The 26,013-nt window shown below is 69.8% G+C and carries 25 protein-coding genes; 10 read left to right on the forward strand and 15 right to left on the reverse strand.

The window, feature by feature from the left end:
- Positions 1-18: 18 nt before the first annotated feature.
- From ACIGJO_RS08625 to ACIGJO_RS08635, 3 genes are read right to left on the reverse strand one after another with little or no spacing between them, the layout of a single operon-like run.
- A complete protein-coding gene (locus ACIGJO_RS08625) occupies positions 19-1,662 on the reverse strand; it encodes a transporter (protein WP_399954031.1) in 1,644 nt (547 codons plus the stop codon).
- Positions 1,659-2,522 (reverse strand): ABC transporter ATP-binding protein, encoded by an 864-nt coding sequence (locus tag ACIGJO_RS08630; RefSeq protein ID WP_399954034.1) that lies wholly within the window; start codon positions 2,520-2,522, stop codon positions 1,659-1,661. Before ACIGJO_RS08630 ends, ACIGJO_RS08625 begins: the two co-directional genes overlap by 4 nt.
- Positions 2,523-2,560: 38 nt before the next feature.
- Positions 2,561-3,238, reverse strand: a complete 678-nt coding sequence (locus tag ACIGJO_RS08635; protein ID WP_399954036.1) for a bifunctional DNA primase/polymerase — start codon at positions 3,236-3,238, stop codon at positions 2,561-2,563.
- Positions 3,239-3,566: 328 nt separating this feature from the next.
- Here ACIGJO_RS08635 and ACIGJO_RS08640 point away from each other — a divergent pair, with 328 nt between their 5' ends.
- Both ACIGJO_RS08640 and ACIGJO_RS08645 read left to right on the forward strand, forming a co-directional pair.
- Positions 3,567-4,949, forward strand: a complete 1,383-nt coding sequence (locus tag ACIGJO_RS08640; protein ID WP_399954039.1) for a transcriptional regulator — start codon at positions 3,567-3,569, stop codon at positions 4,947-4,949.
- A 183-nt stretch (positions 4,950-5,132) separates the two neighbouring features.
- Positions 5,133-6,800 carry a hypothetical protein gene (locus tag ACIGJO_RS08645; protein WP_399954042.1) on the forward strand — a complete coding sequence of 556 codons (1,668 nt, stop codon included), beginning with the start codon at positions 5,133-5,135 and terminating at the stop codon, positions 6,798-6,800.
- Positions 6,801-6,920: 120 nt separating this feature from the next.
- On the opposite strand, the gene ACIGJO_RS08650 is transcribed toward ACIGJO_RS08645, so the two are convergent.
- The gene (locus ACIGJO_RS08650) at positions 6,921-8,198 is read right to left on the reverse strand and encodes an ABC transporter substrate-binding protein (RefSeq protein ID WP_399954045.1); all 1,278 of its coding nucleotides are present in this window, start codon (positions 8,196-8,198) and stop codon (positions 6,921-6,923) included.
- Positions 8,199-8,372: 174 nt separating this feature from the next.
- On the opposite strand from ACIGJO_RS08650, the gene ACIGJO_RS08655 reads away from it, so the two are divergent.
- Together ACIGJO_RS08655 and purU are read left to right on the forward strand one after the other, a co-directional pair.
- Positions 8,373-8,819, forward strand: coding sequence for a hypothetical protein (locus tag ACIGJO_RS08655; protein WP_399954550.1), 447 nt, complete (start codon positions 8,373-8,375; stop codon positions 8,817-8,819).
- A 28-nt stretch (positions 8,820-8,847) separates the two neighbouring features.
- Positions 8,848-9,741 (forward strand): formyltetrahydrofolate deformylase, encoded by an 894-nt coding sequence (purU, locus tag ACIGJO_RS08660; protein WP_399954047.1) that lies wholly within the window; start codon positions 8,848-8,850, stop codon positions 9,739-9,741.
- Positions 9,742-10,086: 345 nt separating this feature from the next.
- Here the strand turns inward: purU and ACIGJO_RS08665 are convergent, their stop codons facing one another.
- The 5 genes from ACIGJO_RS08665 to ACIGJO_RS08685 all read right to left on the reverse strand — a co-directional run bounded on the left by ACIGJO_RS08665 (position 10,087) and on the right by ACIGJO_RS08685 (position 17,032).
- Positions 10,087-11,112, reverse strand: a complete 1,026-nt coding sequence (locus ACIGJO_RS08665; protein ID WP_399954050.1) for a glycosyltransferase family 4 protein — start codon at positions 11,110-11,112, stop codon at positions 10,087-10,089.
- Positions 11,113-11,138: 26 nt separating this feature from the next.
- A complete protein-coding gene (locus ACIGJO_RS08670; protein ID WP_399954053.1) occupies positions 11,139-11,795 on the reverse strand; it encodes a hypothetical protein in 657 nt (218 codons plus the stop codon).
- Positions 11,796-12,006: 211 nt separating this feature from the next.
- Positions 12,007-14,562, reverse strand: coding sequence for an NB-ARC domain-containing protein (locus ACIGJO_RS08675; protein WP_399954056.1), 2,556 nt, complete (start codon positions 14,560-14,562; stop codon positions 12,007-12,009).
- A gap of 403 nt (positions 14,563-14,965) precedes the next feature.
- Complete coding sequence (locus ACIGJO_RS08680; protein ID WP_399954058.1) at positions 14,966-15,727, reverse strand: hypothetical protein; 762 nt, start codon at positions 15,725-15,727, stop codon at positions 14,966-14,968.
- 48 nt (positions 15,728-15,775) lie between these two features.
- Positions 15,776-17,032 (reverse strand): nucleotide sugar dehydrogenase, encoded by a 1,257-nt coding sequence (locus tag ACIGJO_RS08685; protein ID WP_399954061.1) that lies wholly within the window; start codon positions 17,030-17,032, stop codon positions 15,776-15,778.
- A 66-nt stretch (positions 17,033-17,098) separates the two neighbouring features.
- Here ACIGJO_RS08685 and ACIGJO_RS08690 point away from each other — a divergent pair, with 66 nt between their 5' ends.
- Positions 17,099-17,872, forward strand: a complete 774-nt coding sequence (locus ACIGJO_RS08690; protein WP_266931951.1) for a glycosyltransferase family 2 protein — start codon at positions 17,099-17,101, stop codon at positions 17,870-17,872.
- Positions 17,873-17,988: 116 nt separating this feature from the next.
- Here ACIGJO_RS08690 and ACIGJO_RS08695 read toward each other — a convergent pair whose 3' ends face one another.
- The 3 genes from ACIGJO_RS08695 to ACIGJO_RS08705 are packed head-to-tail and all read right to left on the reverse strand — an operon-like array spanning position 17,989 to position 19,765.
- Complete coding sequence (locus tag ACIGJO_RS08695) at positions 17,989-18,909, reverse strand: TauD/TfdA family dioxygenase (RefSeq protein ID WP_399954064.1); 921 nt, start codon at positions 18,907-18,909, stop codon at positions 17,989-17,991.
- Positions 18,870-19,355 carry a hypothetical protein gene (locus tag ACIGJO_RS08700; RefSeq protein ID WP_399954066.1) on the reverse strand — a complete coding sequence of 162 codons (486 nt, stop codon included), beginning with the start codon at positions 19,353-19,355 and terminating at the stop codon, positions 18,870-18,872. Before ACIGJO_RS08700 ends, ACIGJO_RS08695 begins: the two co-directional genes overlap by 40 nt.
- Positions 19,355-19,765 (reverse strand): ATP-binding protein, encoded by a 411-nt coding sequence (locus ACIGJO_RS08705; protein ID WP_399954553.1) that lies wholly within the window; start codon positions 19,763-19,765, stop codon positions 19,355-19,357. Before ACIGJO_RS08705 ends, ACIGJO_RS08700 begins: the two co-directional genes overlap by 1 nt.
- 570 nt (positions 19,766-20,335) lie before the next feature.
- Here ACIGJO_RS08705 and ACIGJO_RS08710 point away from each other — a divergent pair.
- The 3 genes from ACIGJO_RS08710 to ACIGJO_RS08720 are packed head-to-tail and all read left to right on the forward strand — an operon-like array spanning position 20,336 to position 22,241.
- The gene (locus tag ACIGJO_RS08710) at positions 20,336-21,295 is read left to right on the forward strand and encodes a hypothetical protein (protein ID WP_399954069.1); all 960 of its coding nucleotides are present in this window, start codon (positions 20,336-20,338) and stop codon (positions 21,293-21,295) included.
- A gap of 4 nt (positions 21,296-21,299) precedes the next feature.
- Positions 21,300-21,728: a hypothetical protein gene (locus ACIGJO_RS08715; protein WP_399954072.1), complete on the forward strand. Its 429-nt coding sequence runs from the start codon at positions 21,300-21,302 to the stop codon at positions 21,726-21,728.
- 39 nt (positions 21,729-21,767) lie between these two features.
- On the forward strand, positions 21,768-22,241 hold the full coding sequence (locus ACIGJO_RS08720; RefSeq protein WP_399954075.1) for a TrmO family methyltransferase: 474 nt from the start codon (positions 21,768-21,770) through the stop codon (positions 22,239-22,241).
- Between the two features lie 177 nt (positions 22,242-22,418).
- Here ACIGJO_RS08720 and ACIGJO_RS08725 read toward each other — a convergent pair whose 3' ends face one another.
- The 3 genes from ACIGJO_RS08725 to ACIGJO_RS08735 all read right to left on the reverse strand — a co-directional run bounded on the left by ACIGJO_RS08725 (position 22,419) and on the right by ACIGJO_RS08735 (position 24,528).
- Positions 22,419-22,565: a hypothetical protein gene (locus ACIGJO_RS08725; RefSeq protein WP_266931941.1), complete on the reverse strand. Its 147-nt coding sequence runs from the start codon at positions 22,563-22,565 to the stop codon at positions 22,419-22,421.
- Positions 22,566-22,627: 62 nt separating this feature from the next.
- Entirely contained in the window at positions 22,628-23,938 is a 1,311-nt protein-coding gene (locus ACIGJO_RS08730) for a maleylpyruvate isomerase N-terminal domain-containing protein (RefSeq protein ID WP_399954079.1), read from the reverse strand.
- Positions 23,935-24,528, reverse strand: coding sequence for an RNA polymerase sigma factor (locus tag ACIGJO_RS08735; protein ID WP_399954082.1), 594 nt, complete (start codon positions 24,526-24,528; stop codon positions 23,935-23,937). Before ACIGJO_RS08735 ends, ACIGJO_RS08730 begins: the two co-directional genes overlap by 4 nt.
- Before the next feature lie 352 nt (positions 24,529-24,880).
- Here ACIGJO_RS08735 and ACIGJO_RS08740 point away from each other — a divergent pair, with 352 nt between their 5' ends.
- Positions 24,881-25,255 (forward strand): STAS domain-containing protein, encoded by a 375-nt coding sequence (locus ACIGJO_RS08740; RefSeq protein WP_399954085.1) that lies wholly within the window; start codon positions 24,881-24,883, stop codon positions 25,253-25,255.
- A 94-nt stretch (positions 25,256-25,349) separates the two neighbouring features.
- A complete protein-coding gene (locus ACIGJO_RS08745) occupies positions 25,350-25,871 on the forward strand; it encodes an EF-hand domain-containing protein (RefSeq protein ID WP_399954088.1) in 522 nt (173 codons plus the stop codon).
- Positions 25,872-26,013 lie beyond the last annotated feature (142 nt).

Here is a 26,013-nt window from a genome sequence, read left to right on the forward strand (position 1 = left end):
CTACCGCGCCCCGCCCGGTCAGCCCTTGCTGACCGCCGTCAGGATCTCCGGCAGCCGGTCCGCCGTGCGCGGGGCGGCCAGCCGCAGCCCGGCCCAGCCGATGAAGGTCCCGTACACCGCGCCCACCGGTACCAGCAGCCACAACGCGTCATGCCGGTCCGACGCGTGCATCCAGACCGTCAGGGCGATCACCGGCGCCGCCAGCAGCGCCGAGGCCACCATTCCGCCCAGGATCGAGATCCAGGCGAGCCCGCCCTGCCCCGGCACCACGTTCTTGAACGCGCCGTCCTGCGGAATCGAGTACGGGTATGCCGCGGAGGCCAGCGCGCCGGTCGCCAGCATCGCGCCGAGCAGGGCGAACGACAGCCCCACCACCCCGGGCAGCGACCGCCAGTCGCCCAGCACCGCCGCCGTCACCACGGCCACCAGAAGCGTGTACGGCAGGGTGATCAGCAGCAGGGCCAGCGCCCGCGCCCGCAGTTCGACGTACGCGTCCCGGGCCGAGGAGATCGACAGGGCCACCATCCAGAACGCGGAGGTGTCCTGGCCGAACTGGTTGTACATCTGCATGCCGAGCATCCCGGCGGCGAAACACGCGAAGTAGACCGAACCGGCCCCCTGCACCGCGTTGAGCACCGGCACGATCATCCCGATCGCCAGCGCCGTCACCCAGGCAGCCTTGGTCTTCGGGTCCCGTGCCACGTACCGCAGACTGCGCTGCATCACCGTGGCCGTGCGGCCCTCCGGCAGCAGAGCGGCGAGTCCCGTGCGGCCGGAGCCGGACGCCTTGCGCGAGGGCTCCGCCGCGGCCAGCGTCGAACCGTCCGGTGCCGTCATCAGCTTCACCAGGCTCCGCTGCCACAGCCACAGCAGCACCCCCAGGGACACCACCGAGATCAGCAGTTGCGCGAGGGCCGGTCCGTACGCGCCGTCCGAGGCGGCGTCCACCGAGGCGATCGCCGAGGCCGCGGGCAGCCAGCGCACCACGTCCGCCGCCGGTTCCAGCGCGCCGAGCCCGCCCGCCTGCCCGAGCCGCTGCGCCCCGAAGTTGACGAACTGGATGCCCACCGCGATCACCAGACCGCTCAGCACCGCCAGGTCGCGGCCCTTGCGCGAGGTCAGCAGCCGGATGTTGGCCGTGGCCACGGACCGGGCGAGCGCCACACAGATCAGCAGCGCCAGCGGGACCGCGATCACCGCGAACACCACGGCCGCCGCCCCGTGCGCCAGCGCCAGCACCGAGCCGAGGAACAGGCAGAGCGTGAACAGCGGGCCGATGCCGACGAGAGAAGCCGCCAGCAGTGCCCGGACCAGCGGGCGGGGCCGCAGCGGCAGCATCACCAGCCTGCTCGGGTCGAGGGTCTCGTCGCCGCTGGGGAAGAACAGCGGCAGCACGGCCCAGCCGAGCGCCACCACCCCGGTGAGCAGCACGACGAGCGTGCCCACCTGCTCGTGGCCGCGCAGCAGGATCAGCCCGAGCACCTGGCTCGCGGCGAGCAGCAGGGTGACGGTGAGGGAGGTGATGAAGGCGGCCCGCCGTCCGGAGGACTGCCGGAGCCCGTTGCGCAGGAGCGTCAGTTTGAGCCGTACGAAGACGGAGACGAGGCTCTCGCCCCGGCCGGCCGGGGCCGCCGCACCCGCCGGGGCGTCGAGCACGCTCATCGGGCACCGCCCAGCCAGTCCAGGGAGTCCGCGGTGTCCCGGCCGCCCGCGCCGACCAGTTCCAGGAAGGCGCTCTGCAGCGAGGGCGCGTCGCCGCGCACCTCGGCGAGGGTGCCCTGCGCCTTGATCCGGCCCGCGGCCATGACGGCCACCCAGTCGCACAGCGACTCGACCAGTTCCATCACATGGCTGGAGAAGACGACGGTCGCCCCGGAGCGGGTGTACCGCTCCAGAACCCCGCGGATGGTCTGCGCCGACACCGGGTCGACGCCCTCGAAGGGCTCGTCGAGGAAGAGCACTTCGGGGTTGTGCAGCAGGGCGGAGGCGAGCCCGATCTTCTTCCGCATACCGGTGGAGTAGTCCACGACCAGTTTGTGCTGGGACCCCGCGAGATCCAGTACGTCCAGCAGCTGGGCCGCCCGCTTGTCGACCTCGTCCCCCGGCAGTCCGCGCAGCCGCCCGGTGTACGCGAGAAGCTCACGTCCCGACAGCCGCTCGAAGAGCCGCAGTCCCTCCGGCAGTACCCCGATGCGGGACTTCACCTCGACCGGGTCCGTCCACACGTCGTGGCCCGCGACCTCGACCTTGCCCATGTCGGGCCGGAGCAGGCCGGTGACCATCGACAGCGTGGTGGTCTTTCCCGCCCCGTTGGGCCCCACCAGGCCGATGAACCTGCCCGCGGGCAGCTCCAGATCGATGCCCGCCACCGCGACCTGTTCCCCGAAGCGCTTCCACAGCCCCCGCACATGAACGGCGGGCGGTGCCGTACGCGTTCCGTCCGCGCCGCTCGTCCCTATGTCCCGCGCGTCGCTCTTTTCATTTCGTGTATCTGTTTCTCGTGCATCTGCCTGGTCCGGCATGGCACAGCCTTTCGATATCCCCATACGTGGGGACCACCCTACGAAAGGCGTGTCCGGGCATCCGCGGCTTCACGTGCGCAGGCGTAGGCGAGCGGGCTGATCAGCTCCTCCGCGTCCGGCAGCCATCGGTTGGCGGGGGTGGGCCGGCAGGCCCACTGGACGGCCCCGCGCCCGCCGACCCGGGTCGGCGGGCCCGCCACGTAATGGCCCTCTCCGATGCCCGTCAGGTCGATCGACTCGGCGTTCCAGCCCAGTGTCCGCACCAGGCCGGAAACCTTGGCCGCGGCGCCCGGCAGCACGAAGAACATCATCCGGCGGTCCGGGGTGCAGGTGACCGGGCCGAGCGTCAGGTCCATCCGCTCCATCCGGGCCAGGGCGAGGAACCCCGCGGACTCGGGGACCTCGATCACGTCGAACGTACGGCCGGTCGGCAGGAGGACCGAGGCCTTCGGGTGCTTGGACCACATCCGGCGTGCCGCCGCGGCGCTGCCGGTCGCCTGGCCCGCCCAGTCCGGCCGCGGGGCGTGGGCGCCGGGAGCGGCGCAGCCGTCGTCTCCGCAGGAGCACCGGTTCCGCCCGTCCACCGCCTCCAGCCAGGTGCCCGGGAACACGTCCCAGTGGCGCTCCTCCGCGTAACGCACTGCGGCGTCGAGGAGTTGCTCACTTCGCTGTCGGGGGATCTGGGCGGCTCGGGTGACTCCGATGAGGTCTTCCACGAACAGCTCAACTCCGGTCGCCACCTGGGGTTACGGGCGTGCTGCGGCGGGCCACGGCGCATCGGTACCGCGAACGGGGCGCATGGATGCATGGGCGGGGGCGCGCGTGCGGCCGTGCGTCACTGTGTGGGTAGCCCCATGCAGGACTGAGCAACTCGCCGTGCTCGTACCGAATGCCGATGGAATATGCGCATTTCTTGAGTATCTGCAGGGCAATGATCCCCTCATCGAAAACGGCGCATCCGGTCACCGCAATTTTGATCAACGCGCAACTGTCCAAAGTGAATTCGTTTATCGCTTACCCATCTATGTCCGTCCAGGGGGACACATGGCAGCCAGGCCACTCGTAGCCCGTCAGCCGAACGAACGACTTCAGACGCTCATTCAGGAGGCCGCGTGTTCCAACGCGGGCCTCGCGCGCCGCGTCAACATGGTCGGCGCCGAACGCGGACTCGATCTCCGCTACGACAAGACCTCCGTGGCCCGGTGGCTGCGTGGTCAGCAACCACGTGGCAGGGCCCCGGGAATCATCGCCGAGGCGCTCGGCCGCAAGCTCGGCCGTACGGTCACGATCGACGAGATCGGCATGGCCAACGGCAAGAACCTCGCCTCCGGCGTCGGCCTGCAGTTCGCGCCGACCGTCCTCGGCGCCATCGAGCAGGTGTGTGAGCTGTGGCGCAGCGACGTGGGCCGCCGCGACCTGCTGACCGGCTCGGCGGTGGCCGCCTCCGCGCTGGTCGAGCCCAGCCGGGACTGGCTGATCACGGGCGCCGACCCACAGGTCGCCCGGACCGCCGGGGCCCGGGTCGGCATGGCGGACGTGGAGGCGGTGCGGGCGATGACGGCCGCGCTCGTCGACCTCGACCACCGCTTCGGCAGCGGGCATGTGCGGCCGGTGCTGGTCCACTACCTCAACAGCGTGGTCTCCGGGCTGCTTTCGGGGGCCTACCGCGAGACCGTCGGCCGGGAGCTGTTCGGCGCGGTGGCGCGACTCACCGAGCTCGGCGGGTACATGGCGGTCGACACCGGCCAGCCGGGGCTCGCCCAGCGGTACTACATCCAGGCGCTCCGCCTGGCCCAGGCCGCGGGGGACCGGGCGTACGGCGGCTATGTGCTGGCCGCGTCGATGAGCCACCTCGCCGCGCAGCTCGGCAACCCCCGCGAGATCGCCCAGCTGGCACGGGCGGCGCAGGAGGGGGCGCGGGGGCGGGTGACGCCGAGGGCGGAGGCGATGTTCCACGCGGCGGAGGCCCGGGGGCACGCGCTGCTGGGTGACGCCCGCACCTGTCAGGTGGTGGCGGGCCGGGCGCTGGCGGCCCTGGAGCACGCCGATCCGGACACCGGCGACGACCCGGACTGGATCGCCCACTTCGACGCCGGGTACCTCGCGGACGAACTGGCGCACTGTCACCGCGACCTGGGGCAGGCGGAGGCCGCCGCGCGCCGGGCGAAGGAGGCGCTGGCGGCCCTGCCGGAGTCGCGGACCCGGCGTCGCGGCATCGGCCTGGTGCTGCTGGCCACGGCTCAGGTGCAGCAGCGCGACGTGGAGCGGGCCTGCCACACGGGGATGCGCGCGATGGAGCTGCTGGGGACGGTGCGCTCCAGCCGGGGCGCGGAGTATCTCGATGACCTCCAGCAGCGGCTGATGCCGTACGGGGACGAGGCCGCGGTGCGGGAATTCGGCGCGCGGCTGGAGCTCCAGGCGGCCTGAGCGGTGTCCCGGGCGACGGCCTGAACCGGGGATTCGGGAAGTCGCCCTTTAACAGCGCCTCAAGGGCGCTGCGTGTTACCCGGCGGGTGGCGGGCGGTGAGCCGCAGCACGCGCTTGGCGGAGGCGGGCAGCCACCCGATAGCGTGAGCCGACGATTCCGTAGGTTTACACGTAGGAGTCCCGGTGACGCAGAGCGGACAGGGTGACGAGCGGCAGCTCCCTGCTGTACGGCCCGCGCACGAAGGTGTCGTGCTGCCCGCGGAGGGTGGTGCCCCCTGGACGCCGGGGGGCGACGCGGGCGGCCCGGCCGAGCAGGCCGCGCCCGCGGGCGGGCAGCCCTGGGGGCAGTCCTGGGGGCCGCAGTCCGCCCAGCCTCCACACCCGGACGCCCAGGCACCGGGGCAGCAGGGGTACCCGCAGGCGCAGCCGTTGCCGCCCGCGCAGCCGGGGCCGTATCAGCAGCAGCCGCAGCAGCCGCAGCCTCAGACGGGCCCGCAGCCCCACCAGTTGCAGCCCGCGCAGTACCAGCAGCCCCAGCAGCCCGCGCAGTACCAGCAGCCGGTGCCGTACCAGCAGGTCCCGCAGCAGCAGCCCCAGCAGCAGCCGGGCGCGTACCAGCCCCAGCCGTCGCAGGGCCGGCCCCAGCCCTACGCGCAGCCGCTGCCGCCGGAGGCCGCACCCGGCGCGGGGATACCCGGGGCGGGGACGCCGGGCGGGGACGCGGACGCCACGCAGTACATCGCGCCCGTCCCCGGCGGGCCCGGACCCGTCCACGGCGGGCAGGGCGGCGGAGGTCTGCCGCCCGAGCGGCCCGCGGACTCCACCGAGTATCTGGGGCAGGTGCCGCAGTCCGGCCCGGCGCCGCAGCCGGGGGACTCGGACGCGACGCAGTACATACCGCCGGTGCCCGGTGGCGCGCCGTACGGGATCCGGCCCGGGGCACCGGGGGACCGGCAGCCGCCCGCGGAGTTCGACAACCTGTTCCGCAGCGAGGCGCCCGCGGGCGCCACGCAGCAGATGCCGCACTTCGACGCCACGCGACAGCAGCAGCAGCCGCACCAGCAGCAGTACCAGGGCCAGCAGCAGCACCAGCAGCCGCCGGGCGGGCAGTTGCCTCCGCAGGCCGGGCAGCAGCCGTACCAGCCGGGGCCGCAGGCGTTCCCGGGCGCGGCGGGGCCGCAGGAGCCGTCCCGGGGGCAGGGGGACGGCCCCGCGCCGCGCAAGCGGTCCGCAGCGATCCCCCTGATCGCCGCGGTCGTCGTCGGCTGCGCCGTGATCGGGCTCGGCGCGGGCGCGCTGATGAGCGGTGGCGACGATGACAAGAAGGACGACAAGCAGCCGGTCGCCGCCGGGAGTTCACCGGCGGGCGAGCCGAGCACCCAGGCCGCCGACCCCGCCGAGCAGCAGGCGCAGGCGCTGGACAAGCTGCTGGCCGACAGCAACAACAGCCGGGCGACGGTGATCGGCGCCGTGGAGAAGATCAAGTCGTGCCGGGCGCTGGACCAGGCGGCCACCGATCTGAAGGGCGCGGCCCAGCAGCGCCGTGATCTGGTGACCAGACTCCAGGGCCTCACGGTGGACGAGCTGCCGAACCACGCCGCGCTCACCGCCTCGCTGACCAGTGCGTGGGAGGCGTCCGCGTCGGCCGACGACCACTACGCCGCGTGGGCCGGGCAGGCCAAGAACAACAAGAAGGTCTGCAAGGGCGGCAAGGCCAGGTCGACCAACGAGACCGTGAAGGCCACCGAGCGCAGCAGCGTGGCGAGCAAGGCCAAGGTCCAGGCGTCGGGCCAGTGGAACAGCATCGCCGAGAAGTACGGCCTGACGAAGCACGCCCCCACCCAGCTCTGAGCCGCGGCGGTTCACCGGCCGGTGGACGACCGGCGGCCGGTGGATGCACGGGGGACGTGCGGGGGACGTGCGCGGGACGTGCGGGGGAGCGGGCCGCGGCGGTACCGGCGGCCCGCCGGCTCAGCCCTTGACGTTCGGGGCCTCCGTCAGGGTCTCCGTGACATCGACGAAGCCCTTCCGCTGGGCGACGAGACGGCCCTCCCGGACCACTTGGAACGTCACCTTGGCGTTGACGATCCGGGGGTACGCGGACGAGCCGAGCATGTCCTTGTAGCGCCAGCGCAGGACCGGGGTCAGACCGCCCGTGTCGACCTCGGCGCCGTGGTTGAGGGCGGTGGTCACCGTGCCGGAGGTGACCTCGGAGTCGCCGAGCGACTCGATGGCCGCCCGCAGCGCCGTGTACGCGATCCAGGTGGTCTGCACCCCGGTGTCCTGCGGGTCGACCCGGTTGTCACCGAACGCGTGCTCCCGGATCACCTCGCGCATCGTGTCCCAGCGCGCGTCGCCCGGGTCCGGGTACCAGCCGGTGACGTACGCCCCCTCGAACGGGCTGTTCCGGCCGCCCGTACGGTCGATGAGCGGCTGGCCGACGCTGCCGAGCACGGAGGAGATCCTCGCCCCGCCGTTCTCCGGTTCGAGCCGCCGGAAGGAGTCGAAGAAGGTCTCCGTGCGGTCGCCGAGCACCGCCGTCACACAGCCGTCGCCGGCCCGCTCCAGCGACTTCGCCGCCTGGTCGTCGTACGAGGTGGCGTCCTCGGGCGCCAGGATGTCGACGGACTCGGGCCGGTCGGCGTCCAGGAGACCGGCGTCGAGGAGCGGCGGCATGCCGTCGCCGGCGATCGAGTCGGGCCGGACGAGCGACACCCGGTCGCAGTCGGCCGCCAGCTGCTTGCCGTTGCCCGCGAGGAGCGCCGACTGGCCGCCGTTGACCGGGTAGGAGACATAGCTGGTGAACTCCTCGTCGGACGCCCCGTAGCCGCCGATGTACGGAACTCCGGCGGCCTCCAGCGGGGCCATGAAGGACCGCCCGTGCCGGCTGTACGAGCCCACGACCGCGGTCACCTTCTCCCGCACGGCCTCCCGGGCGCACTTCTCCGCGCCGACCGAGGTGTCGCCCTCGTTGCAGATGATCACCTTCAGCCTGCGTCCGCCGATGCCGCCCTGATCGTTGACCCAGCGGGCGTACGTCCGCGCCATCGCCGTCATCCCCGACATGTTCACCGCGGCCACGTCGTCGGAACGGTCGGGCGCCCACGTCATCACGGTGACGGGCCCCCTGGAGACCCCCGAGGCCCCAGGGAGCACACCGCAGCCGGATATCAGGAACGCCCCGGCCGCCGCCGTACATGTGACGAACGTGTAGGGGCGGGGGGAGGTGGGGCGTCGCCGTCCGGTCATGGGTCCGAACGTTTCCGCCCCCGGGGTAACGCCACAGTGTGCTTCGTTCAACGCTCGGTGACATCGAGGTGAATTGCAGGGGCCCGTACGTACACATGAAAAGGGAACGTACGATCGACAACCGTGCAGCAAGGTTCGGAGAACACTTCCCGTCGCGGCCGTCGCTCCTCCACCATGGGCGGCATGCCGCTCAATGACATGCCGTGGTGGCGCTGGCGCACCAACGTGCGCTCGGCGCTGCACATGCTCTCCGATCCCGTCTTCCACCACGAGTGCTGGCTGGCCGGCCGGGAAGGGTACGGGGACGTCACCGACGCCGTGTACCGCCTGGTCGAGGACACCTGGCTCGACAACTGGTCCGCCGAGAAGTACGTCGGAACGATCTTCCGCGACTCCGCCGAGGCCGCCGCCGTCGATGTCGCCGCGCTGCGGGTGCTGCGCATCATGCACCAGGTCGGCGTGGACGCCCCCGTATCCGCGTATCTGGAGCATCATGGCTGGCCGGAGGCCGTCCGCGCGGCCCGTGAGGCCCATGTGATGCTCGCCGTGAACGATGCCGAGGATCCGGACATACCGCCGCGCTCCCTGGACGTCATCCGCATCATGACCAGGGCCGCCTGAGAACGGGCGGGTGTGGCACCCTACGGGGATGACCGCGCCGCAGCCCGCCTCTCCCGCCGCCTCGGACGCCGTATCCGGGCAGTACGTCCTCACCCTTTCGTGCCCCGACAAACAGGGCATCGTGCACGCCGTGTCGAGCTACCTCTTCATGACCGGCTGCAACATCGAGGACAGTCAGCAGTTCGGCGACCACGACACGGGTCTCTTCTTCATGCGCGTCCACTTCTCGGCGGACGCCCCGGTGACGGTGGACAAGCTGCGGGCCAGTTTCGCGGCCATCGGCGACTCCTTCCGGATGGACTGGCAGATCCACCGGTCCGCGGACCGGATGCGGATCGTGCTGATGGTCAGCAAGTTCGGGCACTGCCTGAACGACCTGCTGTTCCGGTCCCGGATCGGGGCGCTGCCCGTCGAGATCGCGGCCGTCGTCTCCAACCACACGGACTTCGCCGAACTCGTCGGCTCGTACGGCATTCCCTTCCGGCACCTTCCGGTGACCAAGGACACCAAGGCGGACGCCGAGGCGCGGCTGCTGGAGCTGGTGCGCGAGGAGGACGTGGAGCTGGTCGTCCTGGCCCGGTACATGCAGGTCCTCTCGGACGACCTCTGCAAGCAGCTGAGCGGCCGGATCATCAACATCCACCACTCGTTCCTGCCGAGCTTCAAGGGCGCGAAGCCGTACCACCAGGCCCATGCGCGCGGGGTGAAGCTGATCGGCGCGACCGCGCACTATGTGACCGCCGACCTCGACGAGGGCCCGATCATCGAGCAGGAGGTCGAGCGCGTCGGCCATGACGTGACGCCGGACCAGCTCGTCGCGATCGGCCGCGACGTGGAGTGCCAGGCGCTGGCGCGTGCGGTGAAGTGGCACGCGGAGCGGCGGATCCTGCTCAACGGCCGCCGTACGGTGGTCTTCGCCTGAGAGCTGTCCCGGGGGCCGGGTCCGGTGCCGGGGAGTCCCGTCCGGCCCACGACATGAGGCTGTGCTCACCGAAGCGGACATGCCGCAGGAGAAGAAGGCCGTACTCCTTCGGCGCGCCCAGGAGAAGGACGGCCAGGCAGCCAAGAGCCGAAGGGGAGGCGCCGACGTCGAGTGAGGAGCTCCGTCGCCAACATGGTCGAGATGGGGTTCCCCTCTCTCCCTGCGCCGGGCAGGCCGACGCGCACGCGCACCAGTCGCACGATGGACCGAGCGAGCCGTTCGTTGGGCGACTCCTGTGGTGGAGTCCGCCGCCTTTCGCTCCGCCGGGCGTCTCGGTCGATCCCGCTAGTGCCTGCATGAGGAGATAAGGCGGAGCGTCAGTTCGCGAAGCTGGCAGCCGGTGGTAACGAGGTCGTACCGGCGCGCGTTGGTGAGAGACGCCTTGGTCAGGGCCTTGCGCAGAGGGAAGTCCCGGCCCATCTCGTCGAGTGCCGCGGCCAGCGAGCGCGGGTCGCCGGGGGCGAAGGCCGTGCCAGCGTTCCCGAGGATTGCTTTCACGCCAGGGAGAGCAGAGTAGACGACGGGGAGGCCGTGAGCTTGGGCCTCGATGAGGGCGAGTCCGAAAGCCTCCAGACCTCTGGTGGTGAACACGAAGGCGTCGTAGCTCGGCAGGCGGCTCCACAGCTCAGCACGGGGCAGGTGCCGCTCGAAGTGGACCCGGTCCCGCAGGCCGAGTTCGACAGCTCGTTGCTCCAGATGCTCGCGCAGGGGCCCTTTGCCGATCACGGTCAGGCAGTGGGGCTGATCGGTGAGGGCAAGGGCTTCCACGGCCGTGATCGTGGACTTGTTGTCGTCCAGGCGACCGGCGTGCACCAGAGACAGGGGCCCGGTCCCTATGGACGGCTGATCGCGTACCTGGGCATCGGCCAGACGGATGCCCCACGGGATGACGGCGATGCGGTCGGTGAAACGGCGCCCGGTGAGCCGGTCGATGTGATCGGCGAGGACGGAGGTCGGGGTGACGATCGCGGCGCTGGCGGCGACGACTTCGAGCATGACCGCGTGTTCCGTTGCGTTGCGTTCGGCCGCCATCACTTCGGGGCCGTGGGCGATCGAGACGATCGGGATGGTGCCGGCGGTACGGCTGAAGGCCAGGCTGAGTGCGAACCCGACGTTCTGGGCGTGGATGGCGTCCGGCCTGAGCTGCTCAATGAGCGCCCCTACCTCTTGCGTTAGCTCGTCCACGTAGTCGTCGAAGCCGGGGCCCTGGGGGCGTTTCGTCGTCGAGAGGGGGATCAGGTGATCGAACGCGGCTTTCCACTCTTGATTGACCGGTCTCCTGCCGAGGTAGATCGTATGGGTGTCGGGCATGGCGCGGTAGAGGTCGTTGACGAGGATCAGGCTCCCGGACGACGGCTCGGAAGTGCGGTTGATGCGGAGATCCCTTTGATGGATGACCGGTGGGAGGGGAGCGGAGACGGGGCTCCTCGGTCCACCGTGATCCGTGAGTCGGCGGTGGGCTTCTGTCCACGATGACGAGGTGGCGCCCACCACGACGCGAGGTGCGGCGTGAAGACGGCGGCGACCTCCTGGGCGGGATGCAGGAAGCCCTTGCTGTCCGGCGTGGCCGTCCACGCCCGGATGGCCGACCGGGGGTAGACGGGGTGTATCCCGATCTCGCCCTTGGGGAGGATGCCGTTGAAGGGCGTGGGGATACCCACGTGGTTCCAGTAGTCCCACGCCTCCAGTGCCTTGGCCTTCTCAAAGCAGTGGTGGAGCTGCTGGTAGCGCGGCATGTACCGGATCTCGCGGAAGACCATCTGGCCGATCAGCCCCGGCGCGACTTCCCGGAGCGTGCCGAGATCCGTGCCCCGAAAGGTGACCGTGGCCGCGTCCTGGGACGGGTGCAGCGCCGTGTGGGAGAACAGGTGGGACAGCCGCCGCCGTACGTACTCGGCGACCCCTGGGACGAGAGCCGGTTCCACGCCGTCGATGAGCTGGACGAGCTGCTGGTGGCACGGCTGGAAGCGAGCCAGGTCGAACAACTCGTGCATGCCGTCCACTGCGGCAAACGCGAGCCTCTTGTACAGCCAGTTGTGTAGGTTCTCGTTTGATCTGTCGTGGCCGCTGCGCTTGACCTGGGCTTTCACTCCTGCGTCTCATCGATTTGTCGCCGGTTTCGTCTCATCGATCTGTCGAAACCCTCAGCCGCATCGGCCGGTGAACGGGCCTGCGGTGGGAGCGGACTCGCACCGGGGTCGCGTCTCAGGTGAGGAGCTTGAAGAGGTACAGGCCCCACCTGCCGCCCACTACCAGTTCGCCAGCAGCCCCCCAGGCACACGAGAGCAGCGCCCCCTCGGCGCGCATCATGGTCACGGTCGATTGGTCCGCGGCCACCCAGATCCGCACCGTCTCGTCGTTGCCGGCGGTGGCGAGCCAGGTGCCGTCCGGGGAGATCGCCACCGAGCACACCGGGCCGGTGTGGCCGGTGAGGGTGGCTGTGCATGACCCGGTGGCCCGGTCCCAGATCCGTACCGTCTCGTCGTTGCTGGCGGTGGCGAGCCAGGTGCCGTCCGGGGAGATCGCCACCGAGCACACCGAGCGGGTGTGGCCGGTGAGGGTGGCTGTGCATGACCTGGTGGCTCTGTCCCAGATCCGTACCGTCTCGTCGTTGCTGGCGGTGGCGAGCCAGGTGCCGTCCGGGGAGATCGCCACCGAGCGCACCGGGTCGGTGTGGCCGGTGAGGGTGGCTGTGCATGACCCGGTGGCTCTGTCCCAGATCCGTACCGTCTTGTCGTCGGTGGCGGTGGCGAGCCAGGTGCCGTCCGGGGCGATCGCCACCGAGTGCACCGGGTAGGTGTGGCCGGTGAGGGTGGCTATGCATGACCCGGTGGCTCTGTCCCAGATCCGTACCGTCTCGTCGTTGCTGGCGGTGGCGAGCCAGGTGCCGTCCGGGGAGATCGCCACCGAGTGCACCGGGTAGGTGTGGCCGGTGAGGGTGGCTGTGCACGACCCGGTGGCCCGGTCCCAGATCCGCACCGTCTCGTCGTTGCTGGCGGTGGCGAGCCAGGTGCCGTCCGGGGAGATCGCCACCGAGCGCACCCAGTCGGTGTGGCCGGTGAGGGTGGCTGTGCATGACCCGGTGGCTCTGTCCCAGATCCGTACCGTCTTGTCGTCGGTGGCGGTGGCGAGCCAGGTGCCGTCCGGGGCGATCGCCACCGAGCGCACCGAGCGGGTGTGGCCGGTGAGGGTGCGTTGCAGTGCGGGGGGAAGGGCGTCGGGCAGGGGCCATTCGTTAGTGAGACAGGGGCGTTGGGCGGGGTCGTGCTGGCATGCGGTGATCTGGGGCTGCCAGTGTGGGTGTGTATCGAGGCGGGCGCGCAGAACGCTGGCGAGGGCATGGGGTGGGTTGGTGGGGGCGAGGAGGTGGGCGGTCTGGGCGAGGCTGCGGGCCAGAGGGTGGGCGTGGGGGGTGTCGATGCGGGTGAGATCGCTCCAGGGGGCTGTCGGCCCGCGTTGGGCGAGGCGCGCTTCCACCCATCGCAGGTCGCCCGCAACGGCCTCGGCGGAAGTAGTACGTCCGGCGGCGAGCATGTGGTCGATGAGGTGGTCGAGGAGGTAGCCGTCCTGCAACTGCCACCAGGCGCGTTCGGGGTCTGGTGTGGTGGGGGCGAGTGGCCGGGCCGGGTGCAGGGTGGCGGCAACGGCGTCTATCAGGAGGCCGTTGAGGCGGGCTAGGGCCGTAGAGCCCAGGTCACCGCGGAGGTAGTCGCGGATGACGTCATGCAGGCTGATCGTGCCGCCGTTCCGGGGGTCGAGGGTGAGTAGGGACAGGCGTTCCAGGTTCCGGCACAGGGTGCGTGTCTGGTCCTCGGCCAGCTGGCCGCTTGCCTGCCACAGTAGGGCGACGGCGGTGATGGGGATGGACTCGTCCTCGGCGAAGGTGCCGAGCTCGGTGAAGCGGTCCTGGCCGCCGGGCGGCAGGAGGGTGGTTGCGGCCTCGATCGAGGCCTTGACGGCCTGGTTGCGCAGGCGTGGGTCGTCCAGATTCCAGACGGTGGCGGGATCGTCCACGGCGGCAGGGCCGTTGCCGCGCAGCCGGTGAAGGATCCGCTGGGCGGTAGCAGTGGGATCCGCGCCAGCGGCGCACTGCTCGGAGATCAGGCGGTTCGTCAGACGCAGCAGCAAGGCCCAGCGGCCGGTGCTCTTCAGCAGGGCGTCCACCAGGGGCTCGGGCAGTGGTGGCAGGTTCCAGGTCAGTACGGCCTTGGCCTGATCGCGGGACATCTGGTCGACGGGGATGCGCTTCGCGGCGGGAGGTAGCAGCGCGGGGTTGCGGGTGGTGACCAGGCGTACGCAGCGGCGGCCTCCCGTCAGGAAGGGGTCGAGCTGCTCGGCTTCCCACACGTCGTCCAGGACGAGCAGGGTGCGGGGGCGCTTGTCGAGGAGCTGACCCAGATGGGCGCCGGCCAGAGCGGGGTCGTCGAACTCGGTGGTGTTGCCGGTGATGAACCGGGTGACCTCGGCGACCTTGGCCGCCACAGCCGCACGTCCGCGGACGTCCCGGCCGATCGTGACGGAGAAGATCCGGGGCCGGAGAGGGGGGAACATTCTGGAGCGGAACCGCCACCGCACGCGCCAGCGGGCGCACACGGCGGCGGCCAGTGTGGTCTTCCCGAACCCGCCCGCTCCCGACAGGGAGGTGGTGATGCCGACCGCGCGTCTCCTGCGGCACACCGCAGTCGCCGCCGTACGGGTCTGGGCCCGGTCGACGAACCAGTCCGGGACAGTCACGGGCGCGGGCGGCAGGGGATCGTTCAAGGCTTCGGGTGGACGTAACTGCAGCCGCGCTGCGATACCTCCTGCCACGATTGCCAGAGGCCCGAAGACGCCAACCGACCACCACGGGTGCTGCCGGAGCTCATCCAGCAGCCACGGCCAGCGTGAAGTAGCCGTGGCGGCGTTCCCCGCCAACGCCAGCACGATCGCCAGTCCGATGCCCAGACTGGCAAGCGCGACGATTCCTGCTCCCCACACACGGACCCGCATGCGCCCACCCCCGGCACTCGATCTTCCTGCGCTGACCCTAGCGACCGGCCATCCGCATCAAGGGCGGAACGCCACGAGACTGCCTGGATCATCTCTGCGGTGCATTTCTCATCGATCTGTCGCAAACGACAAGTTGACGACAGATCGATGAGAATCCGACAGATCTAAAGCGGCCCTACACCACTGCGGCAAACGCGAGCCTCTTGTACAGCCAGTTGTTCAGCTCTCCGGCCTGGGCGTAGGACTTGGTCTCTGGAGTCGCGGAGTGGAGCATCAGGTACTCGGACAGCACCTCGAAGTACAGATAGCCGAGGAACGGTACGGCGGGCACGGCGGCAGCCAACTGGTCGATGAACTCCGTTGCCTTGGTGGCGAAGCCGGCGGCGTTGCGCAGGGCCGTATCGAGGAACACAGCCGCGGTGCGGAGCCCGGCCGTCAGGGCACGTTCGAGATGGTCGTTCTCGGCCGGGGTGAGGAAGCTCTGGTAGCGCAAGTACGTGCGCAGGTGGATGGCGCCGAGGTGCAGGTAGTCCACGCCCTTGGTAGGGATCGGGGCGTCCGAGGTGACCTCGAAGATGATGGGCGTGGTGTTCGGCTTCGTCTGCATGAGGTACGCGCCGAGGTTGTGCGGGCGCCATCCCTCGCGCTGGCGGACGAGCGGGGAGCAGTACAGGGCTCCGACCAGGCATCCGGTGGAGACGTGCAGTTCACCGCTGTTGCGGATGGCGGAGATGTGCTTGGTGGTGTGCAGCAAGTACATGGGCCGGCCGCTGGCGAGCGCTTCGGTCATCGCGCTGTGCTGGATCAGCCAGCCATTGGGGGTGTCACCTTCCAGGCAGCGACGCCAGTCGTCCTCACTCTCGGCCAGAGAGGCCGGAGCTGGACGCTGCGCGGGCTTGGTGTAGTCCGTGTGGGCGTGCTCCCATTCGTCGCGCAAGAGAACTCCTGGGGTTGAAGTCAGCGGCGGGCCAGGGGAGTGCGGGAGTTACAGGGTTTCGACGTTCGTTCCGGACAGGCGATTGCGGCAGTCGAGAACGTACGACGCGTTCGTCTCGATCATGGTGAGGTCGAACTGGGTGTGGTCCATGAGGAGCACCACGGCATCGGCGGCGGCCACCTCCTGCAGGCTTGCATCGACCCAGGGCACGTTCAGCTTGCTGGTGTCGCTCTCCTGGACGTTGGGGTCGGCGCCGCGGACATCGGCGCCGAGGCCGGTGAGGAGTTCGGCGATTCTCGCTGAAGGGGAGTTGCGCAGGTCGGTGGCGTTGTACTTGTAAGTCAGGCCGAGCAGGAGGATGCGCGATCCCTTGACCGGCAGGCCGCGCTTGTCGAGGCCGTCCACGACGCGCTGAACGACGTAGTCGGGCATGTGCCGGTTCACGTCGTCGGCGAGGTCCACGAACCGGAAGGAGGTCCCAAGCTCTTGCTCGACCTTCCAGGAGAGGAACAGCGGATCGACGGGCAGGCAGTGCCCGCCGACTCCCGGCCCCGGGGTGAACCGCGTGAAGCCGAACGGCTTGGTCGCGGCAGCGTCGATCGCCTCCCAGAGGTTCACGCCGAGGGGCGCCGCAAGCGTCGCCGGCTCGTTCATGAGCGAGATGTTGACCAGCCGGAAGGTGTTCTCCAGCAGCTTCGCCAGCTCGGCGACCTTGGGCCCGGACACCGGGACCGTGGTCTGGAAGATCCCGTCGTAGAACCCCTTGATCACGTTGAGCGACTTGGCGTCGATCCCGGACACCACCTTCGGTGTCCCGTCGAACGACCAGCGCTTGTTCCCTGGAGCGATACGCTCGGGACTGAACCCGGCCAGGAAGTCGTCCCCGGCCCACAGGCCCGATGCCTTCTCCAGGATCGGCACCAACAGTTCCTCGGTGCAGCCGGGGTAGGTCGTGGACTCCAGGACCACGGTCGCGCCGGGACGAAGGTGTTCGCCCAGGGTCCGGGCGCAGGTCTCGATGTAGGTCAGGTCGGGTACGCCGTCCCGCAGTGGGGTCGGCACGGTGATCACCGCGATGTCGAAACCGGCCAGCGCGGAAGCGTCGGTGGTCGCCGAGTAGTCCCTGGAGTCCAGCACGGCGCGCAGCCGCGCGGAGGTCACGTCCTCGACGTAGGAGTGGCCGGCGGCGAGCTGCTGAATTCGGTGAGCGTCCACGTCGTAGCCGATCACGCGGTGCCCCACCTCTGCGGCGCGTACGGCCAGCGGAAGCCCTACGTAGCCCTGACCAGCGACGACTATCTGCATGTCAGCTCCTCCTCGGTTGCGGTGCTTGAATGGACCGTCATTCCTGATCTGGTAAGGAGATGTGCTGTGCCTCTGGTGTCTGTCGTGATGCCCGTCTACAACTCGGCGGCCACCCTCGGCGCGGCCGTCCGATCGGTGCTCACACAGACGCACAGCGACGTGGAGCTGCTGGTCACCGATGATCAGTCCTCCGACAGCTCGATGGATCTGCTGCGCGAGTTCGCCGCCCAGGACAAGCGCGTGCTGCCGCAGTCGGCACCCGAGCGGGGTGGCGCGGGCCGGGCTCGCAATCTCGCGATCGAGCGAGCCCGTGGGGACTACGTGGCGTTCCTCGACTCCGATGACATGTGGCTGCCGGAGAAGACCGAAAAGCAGCTCGCCTTCGCTGCCGAGGGCGATGCGCCGCTGACGTTCACCAGCTACTTCAAGATGGACGCCGACTACGACGGCGAGAGCACCGATTGGGTGCCTAACGGGCGGGTGATCCAAGCGCGAGAGCATGTGGACTACCACGCGATGCTGCGCCGGGACTACATCGGCGCCCTCACCGCCATGTACGACCGTAACGTCCTGGGCACCAGGCTCATGCCAGAGATGCGCAAGCGCCAGGACTACGCGCTGTGGCTGTCGATCATGCGGGACGGCGCTGATGCCCGCGGCTTGGCCGAGCCGCTTGCGGTGTACCGGGCTGGTCAGGCGGGATCGCTGTCTTCCAACAAGATGTCTTTGGTCAAATACAACTGGACCCTCTACCGCCAGCACGAGGACCTGTCGGTCCCGCGAGCGACGCGGGCACTGGCCGGCGCCGTGTGGCAGTCGTTGCGCAACTCGCGCATCTAGTGCGCACAGGCCTGGGGAGCGGGGTGCGCGGCTGTTTCCGGGTGTGCCCGACCGGGCCCCACCCTGTGGCCGTGCCGCGTGTTCGGGGGCTGGGCCTGGGGGCGGGACTCGGCGGGTCACCGGTGTGCCTTGGGCCGGCTACGTGGCGGGCCGTCGTCGGCCCTCGCGCGCAGGAAGAGTTGGAGGAGCAGCCGCCGATCGGCGACCGGCACGGTCTCCTGACCGTCGTGGAGCGCTTCCCGGCCGTGCAGGAACCGGCGCTGGTTCACGATGAGGAAGTCCCCGGGCTGGAGCGCGAAGGAGACCTGCCCCCGGACGAGTTCCACGGCAAGTTCCTTGGCCGCGTCGGCGTGCGCCTGGCCGAGATCCGACCTCGACAGCATCTTGGCGGTGAACCGGATGAACCCTTCGTCCAGCTCCGAGCTGTCCAGGATCGGGAACGGCTTGTATTCCTCGCCCACGCCGAACAGGTCGAAGAAGGTCCCGTAGTGGTAGGCCGACTCGGCCAGCAGAGTGCGGCTGTTCTCCGACAGCTGCGCCACCGCAGCGTGGGCGTCCGAGAGAATGCTGGGGCCACCGCCGAGAGGATCGGAGCGGATGCACAGGAGCGTGGTGTAGTCCGGGGGCAGGCTCGCGTTCACCAGGTCCATATGAAACGCGTTGTACCCGATGCCGCTGGACTTGCCGGGGTCCTTTTTGACCTTGACGCCGATGTCTTTCCACAGGGGCCACCGCGGGAAGGGTGAGAAGGGGATTGCTACCTCGGCCGCGAATCCGGTCGCCAGCCGCCGTAACCGGACGCCGGACCCCAGCACCTTGACGAGGTTCCCCAGGCGCAGTACGGCGTACCCGCCGCCCTTCCCGGTCAACGCGTGGCGCAGGGCCGCGGCGGTCTCCTCGAATCGCGGGATGGCCGTCAGCGCGGTCCGGTATTCCTCCATGGTGGACTGCGCCAGGAACGACCCGTCCAGTTGCCATGGCGGAAGCGAAGAGTCGATCAGAGCGGCTTCGAGTTCGCTCGGGAAGTCGATGAACACGTAAGGCTTCCTTTCCACGCGGCCCCGGCCCGTGCCAACGGGGAGGGGCGGGACTGTTGGGGAATAGCCGAAGAACACCCCACGGGGCCCCGCGTGGCAAAGCGCACCAGGTGGCCGTAGGCATCGCCTGGGCCAGGGAACCCGACGCTCCGGACCATGACGTCGTCCATCTGCGGTGGGTAAGGGGTCAGCGAGCGCTCGACCACTTCTCTGAGTGACGGGGTGACATCCCGCAGCCGGGCCGAGATGACCGCGCTTTCCTCCGGGGAAAGGCGCGCGGCGTCCTCGCCGAGGATGGTCTCCAGGTCGTCGTACAACTCGACGGTGATCGCATCGGAGGCCAGGAAGCGGCGCAGACCGAGGTCGACTCGACTAGTTGTCGCGATGTCGCTCGCGAATGCTGCCACGAGAATCGGAGCAGCGCTCTCGCACGCCAGGGCGGTCATCAGGGCCTCCCTGAGGAGAGGCGAAAGTCGCACCAGGTGGTGTAGCCGTCGTCGCTGACTCCCCAGTCGCGGGCGAGCGCAGCGACGGCGAAGAGCCCGCGGCCGGAAAGGTCGTCATCGTCCGCCTGGGAGAGTTGAGCGGGACTCGGGTTGCCGTCCGTAACCTCGAATCGCAGTACGCCGTCCCGGCAGAGGGCGTTCAGCCTCATAGCGCCGTGCCCATGTTGGATGCCGTTGGTCACGAGCTCCGACACCGCGAGAATCACGTTCTCGGCAGTCGGCTCCGGCACCCGCCACAACCGCAGATGAGCCTCGGTGATCTTGCGCATGTGTGCCACTCGCCGCTCGTCAGGGGCGAAAGCGACCGCGAAACCGGGACCAATTCCATGCCGTACTTCGCACGCGGTCACGACGACGGCGGACGTTGCAGTGCTCATCATGCTCCTCCCCTTGGCACGCCGTGGGAGAGATCGCGAGGCGGGCGCTCAACTCTCACGCCCTCCGGCATCACGAGCGGCCTTTCCAGAGGGACGCGGTTCCGTGGCAGACCGACGCTGGCCAGGCGTTCGGCGCCCATGGCGTCTTCTGTGCCGGTGGAGGCGTTCATGTGGGGTGCTCCCGCTTGTCGAGTAGCTGGCCTACAAGAGGGAACCGCTAATCCGCAGCGCCCGGAATGGAGTCAAGGGCTTGGGGGTGGTCAAGGTGGTCAAAGATCGTCAACGGTCGGCTGGTCGGTGCGGGGTCTTCGTCTTCCTCATCGGCAGCCTTGTCTGCTGGAGCCGTCTCGGGAGGACCGACCATGATCGCGTTGCGAGTTCTCGGCACCGAAGCCGAAGCTTCAAGCGGGGTGACTGTGGAGCATCTTTCCTGCGCCAGGCAATAGTTGAGCACTACGGTGAACAGGTGCTCGTCCCCGCGCTGCCCGACAGGGCGGGTCGGCCAACGTGGTCAAAGATCGTTTTCGGGTCCGGGGGCGCAGAATGGCGCGCGAGAGAAATGAGCGACTGGCCTCGCTCCTCTTGGAAGCTTGCTGGTCACGGGCTCAGGCCACCGCTGCGTACAACCGCGTCGCCGTCGAGACACTGAACGGCGAAGTACTGGAGAACTCCAAGATCGGACGCTCCCACGTGAGCATGTGGGTCGGAGGCGTCCAGCCTTCAGGGATCGCTCCGGCTATCTTGTGCCAGGCGCTGTCCCGTCGCTTGAAGCGTAAGATCACGCCACAAGAAGTCGGATTCGCAGCCGCCACCTCGCCGGCGCAGGAAGCGCTGGACTGGCGCGTCGATCCTCTGATCGCGCTGAGCGACTTGGGGAGTGGCGTGGACACGGACCGGCGTCGACTGCTGGCAGGTGGCGTGTATTCGTCGGCGGCGCTGATCTTGCCGGACGCTACATGGTGGGCAGCCATGGTGGAGCCCCCGGCGGAGGAGACCGCGGCTCGGAAGCGGGTCGGCCATGGGGATGTCGAGACCGTGCGGGAGCTGACCCTGGCATTCTCGCGCATGGACCAACGACGCGGAGGCGGACATGGTCGGCGTGCCGTCGACGAATACCTGAAGCACGAAGCTCACAGCTTTCTCCGGGGGCGCTTCACTGACGACGAGACCCGTCGCGCCATGTTCTCGGCCTCAGCCGAACTCGCCTATGTCGCGGGCTGGATGGCCTTCGACAACAGCGAGCACGCAGTTGCGCTCCAGCGATTCAATATCGCGGTGAAACTGGCAGCCCGGTCCGGGGACGCGCCCCTGAGCGGGCACATCATGAGGGCCATGGCCCACCAAGCGCTCGACATGGGCTTTCGCCGCGAAGCTCTCCAACTCGCGCAGGCGTCGGTTCACGGGGAACGGTACGCAGCCGCCACCCCTCGGGAGCGAGCCCTCCTGGGCGTCGTGCACGCGCGGGCCCCTCGCAGCGAACCGACACAACGACCAAGCCGCTAAAGCCTTGTTGCGAGCCGAGGATGATCTATCCAACGCCCATGACGGGATCAAGGAGCCCGATCGGACCTTCTTCTTCGGAGAAGCGTCTCTCGCTCATGAAACAGCCTGCACATTGCGGGACTTGGGTGACCGCCAGCAAGCCGTGAAAGAGTTTCGCCGTTCAGTGCGCACGCGCGGTGCTGAATTCAGGCGCACGCACGCGGTCACCCTCGGATATCTGGGCGCGACGCAGATCGCCCACGGTGGTGTGGAAGAAGCGTGCGCGACGTGGACCAGCGTCCTGGACGCGATGGAGGACGGAATCTACTCGGGCCGCGCCCGGCAGGGGGTCGTCGAGATGCGACACCTACTGTCGCCCTACCGCAAGCGCGGCATCCCTACGGTAGGAGTCCTCGATGCCCGCGCCGCCTCGTATCTCGCCCAAGTAGATTGATCGCCAGCGTCCGTACATCCGAGTCGAGAGGACGGGACCATGGCCTTGGACATCAATCCGATCGGGGAAGTCGTCGCCGGCCGAACCGAGGTGGCCGATGACTACTGGGGCGGCGTCGAGTCCGTGATCCAGCTCGACAAGACAGAGTTCCCCATCGACTCCGTGCAGGGCCTGGAGGAGTTCTCCCACCTGGTGGTGGTGTGGCACTTCGACCAGGCATCACCTGACGATGTCGAGTACCACGCACGGAGCCCGCGGGGGAACGCGCAGTGGCCGGCCACGGGGACGTTCGCGCACCGCAACCACCGGCGCCCCAACCAGCTGGCTCAGAGCTTCCCTCGTCTGCTGGAAGTTGATGGCCTTCGGCTCCGGGTGACCGATCTGGACGCGGTGGTCGGCACAAAGATCTACGACGTGTCACCGTTCTTCACCATGATGGGGCCGCGCGGCGCGGTTCGTGAGCCCGCCTGGCCGACCGAGATGCTGGTGGACTACTGGGCGGAACGGAGCTGAACCGGCAGCGCGGGATTCGTTTGGTCGGCAATCAGGATTTCACCTGGGCATTACAGGCCGGGGCCGTCGAACTCGCCCACGGTATTGGGCGCTTGAGGTGGGACGGTTTTGGCATACATGGACGGCGGGTGGTGCGCGCGATGCAGGTTCGTCAGAAGACCATGTTCGGGTCCGCCATCATCCGGCCATCTCCTCGACTCGTCCCGCAGATCCCGTCTCCTCGCCCTTGGCCGTGGGCCAGGCCGCGAGCTGGAAACGCGCCGGACGCTCGTTGTGCCTGCCGACGCGGTATTCGTCGCCCGCCTTGCCCAACGTCTTGTTCATTCGAGTGAGGAAGCGCGCGTTCGCCACAGGCTCACAGGCTCACGGGCCCAGCAGCCACACGCTCACAGGCGGCTGAGCGAGGCCGCCGCGAACAGCACGTCGTTGATCGCCTCGCGGTCGCCCTCCTGGCCCGCCGCCGCGTCCTCCGGCGAGATATGGCCCGCGACGAGCCGGCAGAGCTCCACCCCGTCGAGCGCGACCTGCGCCACCGCGTGGTCGGGCGAGCCGAAGGCGGCCGGGGAGTCCAGCGCGATGTACCAGTTGCCGCCGCCGTGTCCCTCGACCTCCAGATGGAGCGAGCGGCCCGGCGCTCCGGCGGCGACCAGATCCCTGGCCGGTGCGGCGAGACCGGCACGGCGGCGCTCGGCGAGGGTGGCCGGGAGCAGCCGGGCCGCCAGGTCGATCATCCGGTGGAGATGGGCGGCGGAGGGATCCCCGTACGGGTAGTCGACCGCGTCGGCGATGTCCCCGCCGTGCACCCAGCACTCGAAGGCCCGGTCCAGCAGCGAGTCCTGGAGCGGAAGGGCGAAGTCCCCGTACGGGACCGAGAGCTCCGCGATGTCGCGGCCCGCGAAGGACGCCGTGCGGATCAGCTCGTGGCTCTGGTCGCGCCAGGGTTCACGGACGGCCCGGGTCGGTGGCAGGCGCGCGGCCGACCAGTACGCCTCGGTGCGCTCGGTGGGCGGGAGCGGCACCGCGCCGGGGCCGAGCGGGTCGCTCAGCCCGAGGGCGGCGGACACCAGCCCGTCCACGGTCATCAGATGGCCGATCACCCCGGCGACCGTCGTCCTGCGGTGGGCCGCCCGCTCGTCCTCGAACCACTTCAGCCGCACCGGGGCGTGCCACTCCGCGTCGCCGATGTCCCGGAGCAGGGCATCGAGCCGCGCGGTCTCGGCGTCGTACGGGGCGACCCAGTCCGGCACCGGGATCCCGGCGGGACGGCGCCCCAGGCAGCCGTCGATCACCCGGGACCGCAGCGCCGGGTCGAGGTCCAGGGAGCGGTCGGTGTGCAGCAGGCCCACCGCGTCGCGCAGCCGCAGGGCCTCGTCCGCGCAGGCGGCGCACTCGGTGAGGTGATCCTCGACGGCCGTCGTCTCCTCGGCCGAGCAGGCCGAGAGGGCCCAGGCGCCGAGGAGGGCCTTGAGGACCTGGTGGGAGAGGGCCGGCGTGGCCGCCGCCATCGGGGTCTCCGGTTCCGTCGAGGGAGCGGGCACCCGTGCCGACGGCTCGTCCCGTACGGGCGGGCGAGCGGGGCGCGGTACGGAGCCGAGGTCGAGGTCGTCCGCGGCGCCGCGGGGTCCCGGTATGCGCGGTGCGCCCCGGACCTCGTCGTCGCGCCCGCGGCGTTCGCGGCCGTCGCCGTCGGTCGTCACAGGGCCCGTCCGTACCCGGGCGGCGAGGACCCCTCCAGGGGCCGGGTGTTCGCGGTGGACAGCAGCTGGAGTCCCAGCCGGAGCCGACGGCGGGCCTCGTCCTCGGTGACCCCGAGGTCGGCGGCGGTCTGCCGGTAGTCCCGGCGCTGGATGTACGCCAGCTCCAGCGCGGCCCGCAGCGGGGCCGGCATGGAGGCGACGATGTAGTCGGCGCGGGCCGCCGCGGTGGCCCTGAGCACGCGCTGTTCCAGTTCCGCCGGGTCGGGGACGGCGCCGTGCCCGTGCTCCTCCTCGCAGGAGGAGGCCTCCGTCCTGCGCAGCCGCTGCACGGACTGGCGGTGGGCGAGCCGGGTCACCCAGGACCGCATCGAACCCAGCTTCGGGTCGTACGCCTCGGGGTTCTCCCAGACCTGGCCGAAGACCTCGCGGGTGACCAGGTCGGCGGCGTCCTCGTCGTCGAGCATCCGGTGGGCCTGGCTGTGCACCAGGGAGGCGAACCGGTCGTACAGCTCGCCGAGTGCCGCCGCCTCGCCGCGGGCCAGCCGTTGCTGCATCCTGCGGTCCCAGCGGGGAGGTGTGTCCTTCGCCATGAAATCCCCAGCCCCAGCCCTGTTCCCTGCCCCTGTGCCCTGCCGTGTCCGGCCTGTTCCGTCCCGCTCTGCCCCGCCCTGTGCCGCTCGTCACCCCGAATCTAGTCGGCACGGTCGCCGATCACGCCTCTTTGCGTCAACTCTGCCCGCGGAAGGGCCGGAGATGGTAGGGAATGCCTCACTCCTGGGCGTTCTTGAGCAGGAGAAACGTGCCGAAGTGATCATTTCCGCGGGAAACCCTCTGTGCACTTGTGAGCGGGTCGGTGTTTCATGGATGTGCGGTGGGGCAGCCGCGAGAGGGAACGGAATCTTCCGGATCGTCGGGAGCCCCCGGAACGAGAGGTCCAGTCGCGTGACACTGAAGGTGGACGAGACCGAGCAGGGCTCATGGACCGTGCTGGAGATCCGGGGTGAACTCGATCTCGTGTCCTCACCCGTCGTGCGTCAGTCCGTCCACGAGGCGGTCGCCGAGGGCCGGCACGATGTGGTGCTCGATCTTTCGGACGTCTTCTTCTGCGACTCCAGCGGGGTCGGCGTGCTGATCGCCTCGCGCCGTCTGATGAAGTCCTGCGGCGGCCGTCTGCGGCTGATTCTCCCGGCCCGGGGCGCGGAGGACGGCTCCCACGTCAACCGGGTGCTCGCCGCACTCGGGGTACGCCGCCTCTTCTCGGTCTACCCCGACACGGCATCGGCGGTGGACGAGGAAGCCCGGCCGCTGTCCGCCTGACAGGGTGGGACAAGGCCTGACTTAACGCCAGGTTGTCATATGGGCGGCGGGCGACAGCGACACGTGAGGGCCCCGGGCGTCGTACGCTCCCCGCATGGACAGCGCAGAGTACGAGCGCAAGATCGCGCACCGGTTCGCCGCCTTCGACCAGGACGGCAACGGATACATCGATCGCGCCGATTTCAACGCAGCCGCGGCCCGTCTGCTCGCCGAGTTCGGTACGACGGCCCGCTGCGACAAGGGCCAGGCGCTCTACACCGGGGCCGAGGCGTTCTGGCAGGGCATGGCGGGGATCGCCGATGTGGACGGGGACCAGCGCGTCACCCGTGAGGAGTTCGTGGGCGGGGCCGTGAAACGGCTGCGCGACAACCCCGAGCGCTTCGCGGAGATCGCCCGCCCCTTCCTGCGCGCGGCCATCGCCGTCGCGGACCGCGAGAACGACGGGGCCGCCTCGGTGGCCGCCGTGGAGCGGGTGCTGCGGGTGCTCGGCGCCAGCGAGGAGATCGCGAGCGTCGCGGCCCGGAGTCTGGACACCGACGGGGACGGCCGGGTGGCCGAGAGCGACGCGGTGGCCGCGTTCGCCGTCTACTTCACGGTGATCGCCCCGGACGCGTAACCACCGCCCGGCCTCGCGGCCCCGCCGCCGTGAGGCTTCCCGGTTCCCGGTTTCCCGGTTTCCCGGTTCCTGGCTTCCGGTTTCCCGGTTCTCCGGTCGGGGGCGGGGCGGGGCGGGGCGGGGCGGGGCGGGGGGGGGGGGG

Source organism: Streptomyces sp. NPDC079020 (assembly GCF_044542225.1).
In the GTDB taxonomy this organism is placed as follows: Bacteria; Actinomycetota; Actinomycetes; order Streptomycetales; family Streptomycetaceae; genus Streptomyces.